The following is a 10,590-nucleotide window of genomic DNA, read 5'->3' as shown; positions in this document are numbered from 1 at the left end:
AGTAAACGATAATGATTTTCATCATCGGATGTTTGGAGGATGTTTTGAGTCGATCTCGAATCGCGCACGAGATCCCGGATCCGGGCGGACGGCAGGAGATCGGCGATGCGTGAACTCCTCCGGCCCGCGCGCGGCAGACTCCTGGCGGCAGTGCTCTGTCAGGTCCTGGCCGCGGCCGCGGGCGTTGTGCCGTTCGCGGCGGTCGCCGAGTTGGGCCACAGACTGCTCAGCGGCGGTGATCCGTGGCCGCCGGTCGTCGCGGCCGTGGTAGCTCTTGCGGCGCGGTTGGCGTTGTCATTGGTCGCGGCCTCGCTGACGCATTACGCCGACAACGACATCCAGTTGTCGGTGCGCCGCGCCATCGCCGGGCACGTGGGCCGGGTGCGGCTCGGCTGGTTCGACGATCGCGGATCTGGTGCGCTGCGGAAGTCGGTCGGCGACGACGTGACCGCGATGCACCATCTCATCGCGCATTCGTCGCTCGAGATCGTCAATGCTGTCGTGACGCCGGTGGTGTGCCTGGTCTACCTGTTCTGGGTGGACTGGCAGATGACGCTCATCACCCTGATCCCGCTCGCGATCGGAATCGAGCTGTACCGGCGCTCGATGGCCGGCTACAGCGAGGGCATGCGGGCCTACAACGACGCGCTGACGGCAATCAGCAAGAGCGCCGTCGAATTCGTGCAGGGCATCGCGGTGGTCAAGATGTTCGGCCAGACCGGCCGCGCCCATCAGCGTTATCGACGGGCCGCCGACGACTTCAGTGACTTCTTCATCGGCTGGATCCGCCGCGTCATCGGTGTCTCGGCCGCGGCCGGGCTGGCCCTGTCCCCGGTGGGCATGCTGGTGGTCATTCTGGTCGGCGGCGCTGCGCTGGTGACCACCGGACGGCTCGATGCTGTCGATCTGCTGCCGTTCGCATTGCTGGGGCTCGCGCTGTCTGCGCCGGTGCTGGCGCTGTCGCAGAGCGGCCAAGCGATGCAGGCGGGAATCCAGGCCGCCGGCGATGTCGGCGAACTGCTCGCTACGCCCACCCTGGCGTACGGAGCCGCGGCGGCGTCCGACGCGAGCACGGGCAACGGCATAGCGGGCCTGCCGGTGCGGTTCGACCAGGTCCGGTTCAGCTACGACGGCGAGACCGACGCCCTCGCCGGGATCGATCTCGAGCTACGGCCGGGTACGGTGACCGCGATCGTGGGGCCATCGGGCTCGGGGAAGAGCACGCTCGCCTCGTTGATCCCACGCTTCCACGACCCTGACGAAGGACGAATAACTATCGGGGGAACCGACGTTCGTGACCTCTCCGAGGAATCCCTCTATCGCACCGTTGGTTTCGTGTTCCAAGATGTGCGGCTGCTGCGCATGAGCCTGCGCGACAACATCGCGCTACCGCGTCCCCAGGCCGATTTCGGCGAGGTCGCCGCCGCTGCCGCTGCCGCTGCCATCGATGACCGCATCCGCGCTCTGCCCGCAGGCTACGACACCGTCGATGCTCCGCTGTCCGGCGGAGAAGCACAGCGGGTATCCATCGCACGGGCGCTGCTGGCCGACGCGCCGGTGCTCGTGCTCGACGAGGCAACCGCCGCCGTCGATCCCGAGTCGGAAGCGGAGATCCAGGAAGGACTGTCACGACTGGCCGCCGGTCGCACGGTGCTGGTTGTCGCCCACCGGCTCAGCACCATCGTGGACGCCGACCAGATCGTCATCCTCGACCGCGGCGTGATCGCCGAACGAGGCACCCACAACGAACTACTCGACCGCCGTGGCCGGTACGCGGCCATGTGGGCGGCGTGGAAGGGAGCCGACGCGTGATCCGGCTACTGGCGACCATGACCAATCTCCGCGCCGTCGCGATCTTGACGCTACTGACCGCTGTGCTGCAGGGGGTGGTGTTCGCCCTGCTCGTGCCCGTGCTGCAGGCGCTGTTCAGTTCCGATCCCGCCGATGCCTGGCCGTGGATAGCGATCCTCGCCGTGGTGGCGGCCGGGTACGGGGCGCTGTTCTTGCGTACTGCCAAGGCCGGGTATGAACTCGGTGGATCGGTGTTACGCCAATTGCACCATCGCCTCGGCGACCACGTCTCCACTCTGCCGCTGGGCTGGTTCGGTACCCAGCGAGTCGGCGAACTGGGCACCCTCGCCGGTGAAGGTGTGATGGCGGTGGCCAACACGGTGGCCAATCTGCTGCGGCCGATCGTTTCGGCTGTCGTCACACCGGCCACCGTGGTGCTGCTGATGTTCGTGTTCGACTGGCGCATCGCTGTGGCAGTCCTCGTCACGACACCGTTCATCGCCGCCGCGTTCTGGTGGACCGGCCGGTTGGTCCAGCATGCCGAGCGGGGCTCGCATGCAGCGACAGCCGCGGCGGGCAGCCGAGTGGTGGAATATGCTCAGTCGCAACGTGTTCTGCGGTCGTCCGGACAGATCACGCGCGGATTCGCCGCTCTTGACGACGCCCTGGTCGCACAACGTAATGCGGGCCGACGGCTCATCACCGCCGCTGTGCCGGGCCTGGTGTCGTTCACCTTCGTCGTGCAGGCCGCATTTACCGTAACCCTTTGGTACGGTACGTATCTCGCGGCGGGCGGTTCGCTGGACACCGCGACACTGCTGGCGCTACTCGTGCTTGCTGTCCGGTTCGTGGAGCCGTTGCTGGCCGCGGGAGAGCTCGGCGGTGCGCTGAAAGTCGCCCGCAACCACCTCCAGCGGATACACGACATCCTCGCCACACCGCCGCTGCCCGAGCCCGCGGCACCGGCGCGCCCGCACGGCGCCGAGATCGAGTTCGATCACGTCAGCTTCGGCTACCCCAGCGACACCGGCGCGCCGGCAACGCCTGTGCTCGAGGATGTCTCGTTCACCATCCCAGCCGGGAAACTCACCGCGCTCGCCGGTCACTCCGGTTCGGGAAAGACCACCGTCACCCGGCTGATCGCGCGCTTCTTCGACACCGACGCGGGAACCGTTCGGCTCGGTGGATGCGACGTGCGGGACATCTCCACCGAGGTCCTGATGTCGCAGCTGTCGCTGGTGTTCCAGGATGTATACCTGTTCGACGGCACCATCGCCGACAACATCCGCCTGGCCCGCCCGGACGCCACCGACGAGCAGGTGCTAGCCGCCGCAGCGGCTGCCCGTGTCGACGAGATCGTCGCTCGCCTGCCCCAAGGCTGGGACACCCGCGTCGGCGAGGGCGGCGCCATCCTGTCCGGCGGTGAGCGCCAGCGAGTATCAATCGCGCGAGCGATGCTCAAGGACGCTCCGATCGTGCTCGCCGACGAACCGACCTCCGCGCTCGACCCGGAGAACGAGGCAGCCATCCGCGACGGTCTCGCCACGCTTGCCGCCGACCGGACCGTTCTCGTCATCGCCCACCGTCCGGCCACTCTCGTCAACGCCGACCAGGTGCTGTTCCTCGCGGACGGGACGATCGCCGAGCACGGGCGGCATGCCGACCTCATCGCGGCAGGCGGCAGGTACGCGCGCTTCTGGCACACGCGCGAACGCGCCCGAGGCTGGCGCCTCGCCACCGACCGGCCGCAGTCCCGGCCCGCGGTGGCGGCGACCACCGATCACCCGACAGTCTGACAAGGAGCTATCCATGACATCGTCGACCGAAACTCGGTATGACGTCGCCATCCTCGGCGCCGGAATAGCCGGCAGCACACTCGCCACGATCCTGGCCCGGCACGACGTGCGGGTGTTGCTGATCGATGCTGGCGTGCACCCGCGCTTCGCGGTGGGCGAATCCACGATTCCCTTCGCGACCTCCACGATGCAGATCATGGCCGAGCGCTACGACGTGCCCGAACTCGCGCCATTGTCGAACTTCAAGGACACCACCGACCAGGTGGCTACGACGTGCGGGCAGAAGCAGAACTTCGGGTTCGTCTATCACACCGAAGGCGAACCCTCCGATCCGGCGCAGGCCAATCAGCTTGTGCTGCCGATCTGGTTTCGCGCCGAATCACACTGGTTCCGGCAGGACATCGACACGTACGTGTTCAACCTCGCCGTCCGATACGGGGCAACTCCTCGGCTGAACACCCGCATCAGCGAGATCGACATCGATCCCGGTCGCGGTGCCCGACTGCGGACCGCGACCGGCGAGCACTTCGATGCCGAATATCTCGTCGACGCCACCGGCTTCCGTTCCGCCCTCGCCGACCGATTCGGGCTCCGCGAGCAACCGACCCGTGCGGACACACACTCGCGTTCGCTGTTCACGCACATGGTCGGTGTCACGCCCTACGACGACGCGGCACCCGTTGACTACGGTCAGCCGTGCCGATGGCACAACGGCACACTGCATCACATCTTCGACGGTGGCTGGCTGTGGGTCATCCCGTTCGACAACCACGAACGGTCGACGAATCCGGTGTGCAGTGTCGGCCTCACCCTGACCGGATCCGCAGTGTTCGACGACCGTGACGCGCCGGAACAGGAGTTCGAGGACTTCCTGCGCCGATTCCCTGCCGTGGCCGGGCAATTCAAATCCGCCAAGGCAGTCCGTCCCTGGATCAGTACCGGACGGTTGCAATACTCCGCGACGAGCACCGTCGGTGACCGATTCACGCTGACAGCGCAGTCCGCAGGAGCCATCGACGCCTTGTTCTCCCGCGGACTGGGCAACTCCTTCGAGATCGTCAACGCACTCGCCTACCGGATCATCGAGGCGACACGCGACGACGACTGGTCCACGAGTCGATTCGCGTTCGTCGACGTGCTCCAGCAGCGGCTCTTCGACGCGCACGATGCTCTCGCCTATTGCTCCTACGTCGCATTCCGCGACTACTCATTGTGGAACGCAATGTTCAGGGTGTGGGACACATTCAGTTTCTATACCGCCGCCACGCTGGAACATACTCTCGCCAAATACCTGATCAGCCGGGACGACAAGGTGTTCCGTGACAGGGAAGCCGGTGATTCCGAGCTTGCCAAGGCGTTGCGAGAACTTCTCGCCCACGCCCGGACCACCTGTCACGCCGTCGAGCGCGGAGAGCTCGACCCCGCAGCAGCCGCCGATGCGCTCATCGGCTACCTCGACCGGGAGCGATTCTGGCCCGACTACATGCCACACGGGAAACCCGACATCAAATTCTTCGACATGAATCGTGATCTGGCGATGCGAGTCGGGCAGTGGTCACGCACCGATGCACCGCAGCGGATCAGGGAGTCGTTCGCGTGACGCGGTCGGTAGCGCCGCCCGGTGCTTGTCCGTATCCCGGACTTGGCCGCACCCGGCATCGTCCCACCGCGTTCCAGGCAAGGCCGGTACCGCGGGCAGTGCGGGTGGCCCGCGCGGCCGGTGCCGTGGCCGTGGGTGCCGCGATGCTGGCCGCCGTCACGACGGAAAGCCCTCGGGCACAGGCACAATCGACACCCTGTCATGACGTCGCCATCACCGTTGCGGAGACGGCGGAGCGAGTCGCGGGCACCCTGTGCTCGCCGCCGGGTGCTCGCGCGGTGCAACTTCTGCTCCACGGCTTCACCGCCAACCGCGGCTACTGGGATTTCCCGTACCACTGGCCCGACTACTCCTACACCCATGCCGCACATACCGCGAGATACGCGACACTGCGCATCGACCTGCCCGGCACCGGCCGCTCCTCGCGTCCGCCCAGCAGCGCGGTGACCTACGCCGGGCTGGCGGCAGCGGTCCATCAGATGGTGGCCGCCTTGCGGCACGGTGACCTCGGCGCCGCACCATTCAACACTGTGGCCGTCGTCGGCCACAGTAGCGGTGCACTGGCCGGGCTGCTCGAGGCCGGCCGGTACCACGATGTCGACGCTCTGGTCCTCACCGCTTTCACCCACCGCTACAACGTCGACGATTTCGCCACCGGTCTGCTTCCGAACCTCGTCCCCGCCGCGCTGGACCCTGAATTCTCCAGTGCAGGAGCCGACGTCGGGTATGTGACCACCGCGGCGGGCTCGCGCGGGATCCTCTACAACACCGCCGACACCGATCCGGCCGTGATCGCCGCCGACGAGACGTTGAAAGACGTCGCGCCGCTGCCCTTACAGGCGACGGTGTCACCGGGCGAGATCGCCGATGCCGCGCGCACGGTCGAGAGTCCGGTGCTCGCGGTCGACGGCGGCGACGACCGCTTCACCTGTGGATTTCTCGCCTACGATTGTTCATCCTCGGCAGCCCTGACCGCGTCGGTGCGCGAGATATTCGGACCGCACACACCTGTGACCGCGCACGTGGTGCCGCATGCCGGGCACAACCTCGCGCTCGAACGCACCGCTCCCGCCACGACGGCGGCGATCCTGTCGTTCCTCAACGATCAGCTCGGCCCCGGCGGTGTGCGATGACCGATATCGCCGAAGCACCGGGGACGTGCTACGAGCACACTGTGCTCCATGGCCGGTTCGATCCCGTCGCGATGGTCGCTGCGTTAGCCGACTCGCGGCTGCTCACCAGCTACGTGGTCTACGAGCGTGATCGCACGTGGTACTTGGCGGGCGACCCGGTCGGAGAGGTGACTGTCGGAGCGGGCTGGCTGCGTTCGACTCTCGGCGGATACATCGAGGAAACGTGGACCGGCACACCCTGGCCCCGGGTGCGAGCGGCGCTGCAGCGAACCCCGGTCACGGGATGGCGGGCCTACGGGTGGGCGTGCTTCGAACTCGCCCACCCGGCCACCGCGGATTCGAGCGAGGTGCTCGCGCACCTGATGGTTCCCGGCATCGAGCTGGAAATCACCGAAGACGCGGTGACCGTCCGCAGCTGTCGATCCCCGCTGGGCACAGATCTCCTTGCCGCCCTAACCAATTCGACGTCCGGCAGCACGGCACCGGTGCGAGTCGACCGACTCGACGCCACCTACCTGCACCGCGTCGAAGAAGCCATCGGCCGGATCCACGCCGGTGAACTGCAGAAGGTGATCCTGTCGCGGCGCGTGGAAGTCCCCTTCGAGGTGGACATGCCCGCCACCTATGTCGCAGGGCGGCGGGCCAACACTCCAGCCCGGTCGTTCCTGCTCGACCTCGGCGGCTGGCAGGCCGCCGGATTCAGTCCCGAGACCGTGCTGGAGGCCGACCCCGCCGGGCTGGTGGCCACCCAGCCGCTGGCCGGAACCCGTGCCCGCACCGGACATTCCGACACCGATCAATCGCTCCGCGCGGAATTGATCGCCGACCCGAAGGAAGTCTTCGAGCACGCCGCCTCGGTGAAACTGGCCTTCGACGAACTGGCCGCGATCGGTCGGCCCGGCACGACACGGATCAGCGAGTTCCTCGAGGTGAAAGACCGCGGCAGCGTGCAGCACCTCGGCTCCCGGGTCGCAACGCTGTTGGGCCACGCGTACACGTCATGGGACGCACTCACGGCCGTTTTTCCCGCAATCACTGCCTCCGGCATCCCGAAAAGCGCGGCATGCCAGGTGATCGGCGAACTCGAGGACGGCCCCCGCGGCCTTTACGCCGGTGCCGTGCTCATGGCCGAGCACACCGGCGCGCTCGACGCCGCGCTGATTCTGCGCGGGGTCTATCAGCGCAACGGGCAGGCCTGGCTGCGTGCCGGCGCAGGCGTGGTCGCAGCATCGACACCCGCCCGTGAGCACGAGGAAACCCGCGAGAAGCTCACCAGCATCGCCCCCTACGTGGTGCCCCGTCGGCACAATGACGGCATCCGAGACAACAGAAAGGACGCAACCCGGCCATGAGCGAGCAAGCCGTGACCGAGCCGCGCTCTGTCGGTACTGGCACTGACGCTGATCCGCACGCGCGACACCCGCACAGCCGAAGCAGGCAGCACCCATGACAGCGACACCCGCCACTCGAAACGACCGCGACGGCTTCGTGCCGATCCCAGCCGAGTTCGCCGATGCCTACCGCGCCGCCGGGTACTGGACGAGCCGTACGCTGGGCGAACTGTTGCGGGACGCGGCGCGCCAATGGCCACAGCGCCCCGCGCTGCACACCGAGGCAGGCCCCCGCACCTACGCCGAGCTGGACACCGACGCGGACCGGATGGCGTACGGCTTTGCGGCGCTGGGCATCGCGCCCGGCGACCGGGTGATCGTGCAACTGCCCAACGTGCCCGAATTCGCCTCGGTGCTGTTCGGCCTGCTCCGGGCCGGCGCCATCCCGGTGCTGACCCTGCCCGCGCACCGCCGCGCCGAGATCGAGCATCTCGCTGAGCTCTCGGGCGCCGTGGCGTACATCGTCGCCGACCAGGCGGCCGACTTCGACTACCGGGAACTGGCGGCCGAGGTCACCGAGCGGGTCCCGACGTTGCGCCATGTCCTGGTGCTCGGGTCTGCCGGACCGTTCACCGAGCTGAATTCGATTCCGCGCGAAAGCGGTTCGCTGCCGGAGGTGGATCCGGCCGATATCGCCGTAATGCTGGTGTCCGGCGGTACCACCGGGCTGCCCAAGCTGATCGCGCGCACCCACAACGACTACGAACACAACGCCCGCGCATCGGCCGAGATCTGCCATTTCGGTCCCGACGACGTCTACCTGGCGAGTTTGCCCGCAGCGCACAACTTCCCGCTGGCCTGCCCCGGCATTCTCGGCACCATCGCCACCGGCGGCTCGATCGCGTTCAGCATCGATCCGAGTCCGGAAAGCGCCTTCGCCGCGATCGAGCGGTACCGGGTGACGGTGACCGCCGTGGTGCCGCCGCTGGCGCAACTGTGGTGTGCCGCAACGGAATGGGAGTCGGCTGACCTTTCGTCGCTGCGCCTGCTGCAGGTCGGCGGCGCCAAGCTGGCGGAGGTCAACGCCCGCGACGTGGAGCCTGCACTCGGGACCCGGCTGCAGCAGGTGTTCGGCATGGCCGAGGGACTGCTCAACTACACCCGCCTCGACGACAGCAGCGAGCTGATCTGCACCACCCAAGGCCGTCCGCTGTCGCCCGCCGACGAGATCCGCGTCGTCGACGGCGAGGGCAACGACGTGCCCCCGGGTGAAGAGGGTGAGCTGCTCACTCGCGGCCCGTACACCATTCGCGGCTATTACCGTGCGCCAGAACATAACTCCCGCGCCTTCACACCCGACGGCTACTACCGCAGCGGCGACCTGGTCCGCGTGCTTCCCAGCGGTCACCTCGTCGTCTCGGGCCGGATCAAGGACGTGATCAATCGCGGCGGCGAGAACGTCTCATGTGACGAGCTCGAGCAGCATCTGCTCGCCCACCCGGCGATCCGCCACGCGGCGGCCGTCGGCCTGCCCCACCCCGCGCTCGGCGAGAAGGTCTGCGCAGTCCTGGTGGTCGACGGCGACCTGCCCACTCTGGCCGAGATCAAGCAGTTCCTCACCGACCGCGGCCTGGCCACCTACAAACTCCCCGATGTGCTGCGTCAGGTCGACACGCTGCCGGTGACCGCGGTCGGCAAGATCGACAAGAAAGCCCTACGCACGCTGGATCCATAACCCTATCGGGACTCACAGATGCGCCAACCGGACCGACCCACGCCACAGCACACGCACCCCGCCACGGCGGTCAAGCGGCAGCGAACGACCGCACAACGGATGGCGGTCCTGGACGCGCTGCGCCACTCCGACCGATTCCTCAGCACCCAACAGCTCCACGCCTACCTACGCCGGACCTCCGATGTCCGTATCGGGCTCACCACCGTGTACCGAGCCCTCCGACTGCTGGCCGACGATCAGCTGGTCGAAACCCAGCGCTCCGAACACGGTGAGCTACTGTATCGGCGCAACAACAACACGTACGGGCATCGTCACTACTTGCTGTGCCGCATTTGCGGCCGCGCTGAAGAGCTGGCCGTCGACGACGTGGAAGACTACGTCGCCCACGTCGCGGCCGAGTCCCGATACAGCGACATCAGCCACAGCATCAACCTCTATGGCGTCTGTCCACACTGTGCACCCGGCACCAGGTGAACCCTCACGCACCGAAGTCCCGACGCGACTGGCTCCCTACTACCAGGAGTCGAGGGGGGTCGTGGTCAAGAAGCGCTCCAAGTCCATACGCCACGGCGCCGCGCCCGATTTCCCCGGTTCGATGGCGGTGTATCGACCTCGGTAGAACAACAGCGGCCCACCGGAGTTCGTCTGCTCCGACAGCGCAAGGACTCGGCCCACCACGATGTGGTGATCACCGCCGTCGAGGACGCTGTCCACCGTGCACTGGATCGTGGCCAGCACGTCCTTCAGGACCGGAAGTCCCAATGCCGAAGTGCTCCACTCTATTCCCGCGAACTTGTCCGGTTCACGAGAGCCGAAGCGGTCGCACACCCGCTGCTGCTGCTCGGTGAGTACGTTCACACAGAATCGTCCGGACTGTTCGATCGCGGACAGGGCGCGCGACCCCTTGGTGGGACAGAACAGCACGAAGGGTGGATCGAGAGACAGGGCTGCGAAGGACTGACAGGCAAAACCGACTGGTACAGCCGGATTTTCGTCGCTGCCAGGCCGGAATGTGGTAATCACCGTGATACCGGTGCAGAACTGCCCCAGCACGTTCCGGAACCGGCGACTGTCGATCTTTGGATATTCGCTGGTGGTTGTCATGAGTTGCCGCCTTTCCGCTTGTCGGTGTCTGCGATCGAACTTGTTTGCGGGACGCGGAGCAACGGATCTCATGCGCGGCCCAGTGGCCAGCCGATCCGCG

The 10,590-nt window shown here is 67.0% G+C and carries 8 protein-coding genes; 7 read left to right on the top strand and 1 reads right to left on the bottom strand.

Going from position 1 to position 10,590, the window contains the following annotated elements; translation table 11 throughout:
• Nucleotides 1-105: 105 nt before the first annotated feature.
• The 7 genes from NA4_RS02745 (at nucleotide 106) to NA4_RS02715 (ending at nucleotide 9,860) form a co-directional block, all read left to right on the top strand.
• Nucleotides 106-1,812, top strand: a complete 1,707-nt coding sequence (locus tag NA4_RS02745; protein WP_067463319.1) for an ABC transporter ATP-binding protein — start codon at nucleotides 106-108, stop codon at nucleotides 1,810-1,812.
• Nucleotides 1,809-3,587 carry an ABC transporter ATP-binding protein gene (locus NA4_RS02740; RefSeq protein WP_245671060.1) on the top strand — a complete coding sequence of 593 codons (1,779 nt, stop codon included), beginning with the start codon at nucleotides 1,809-1,811 and terminating at the stop codon, nucleotides 3,585-3,587. The genes NA4_RS02745 and NA4_RS02740 overlap by 4 nt, the downstream gene beginning before the upstream one ends.
• Before the next feature lie 13 nt (nucleotides 3,588-3,600).
• A complete protein-coding gene (locus NA4_RS02735) occupies nucleotides 3,601-5,187 on the top strand; it encodes an NAD(P)/FAD-dependent oxidoreductase (protein ID WP_067463318.1) in 1,587 nt (528 codons plus the stop codon).
• Complete coding sequence (locus NA4_RS02730; protein WP_157128758.1) at nucleotides 5,184-6,320, top strand: alpha/beta hydrolase; 1,137 nt, start codon at nucleotides 5,184-5,186, stop codon at nucleotides 6,318-6,320. The genes NA4_RS02735 and NA4_RS02730 overlap by 4 nt, the downstream gene beginning before the upstream one ends.
• A complete protein-coding gene (locus NA4_RS02725; RefSeq protein ID WP_084496744.1) occupies nucleotides 6,317-7,672 on the top strand; it encodes a salicylate synthase in 1,356 nt (451 codons plus the stop codon). The genes NA4_RS02730 and NA4_RS02725 overlap by 4 nt, the downstream gene beginning before the upstream one ends.
• A 94-nt stretch (nucleotides 7,673-7,766) precedes the next feature.
• Entirely contained in the window at nucleotides 7,767-9,386 is a 1,620-nt protein-coding gene (locus tag NA4_RS02720) for a (2,3-dihydroxybenzoyl)adenylate synthase (protein WP_067463313.1), read from the top strand.
• A gap of 18 nt (nucleotides 9,387-9,404) precedes the next feature.
• Entirely contained in the window at nucleotides 9,405-9,860 is a 456-nt protein-coding gene (locus tag NA4_RS02715) for a Fur family transcriptional regulator (RefSeq protein ID WP_067463310.1), read from the top strand.
• Nucleotides 9,861-9,899: 39 nt separating this feature from the next.
• Here the strand turns inward: NA4_RS02715 and hsaB are convergent, their stop codons facing one another.
• The gene (hsaB, locus tag NA4_RS02710) at nucleotides 9,900-10,490 is read right to left on the bottom strand and encodes a 3-hydroxy-9,10-secoandrosta-1,3,5(10)-triene-9,17-dione monooxygenase reductase subunit (protein ID WP_067463307.1); all 591 of its coding nucleotides are present in this window, start codon (nucleotides 10,488-10,490) and stop codon (nucleotides 9,900-9,902) included.
• Nucleotides 10,491-10,590: the final 100 nt, after the last annotated feature.

The organism is Nocardia amamiensis NBRC 102102 (assembly GCF_001612745.1).
Taxonomy (GTDB): domain Bacteria; phylum Actinomycetota; class Actinomycetes; order Mycobacteriales; family Mycobacteriaceae; genus Nocardia; species Nocardia amamiensis.
This window is presented reverse-complemented; position numbering and strand designations above follow the sequence as displayed.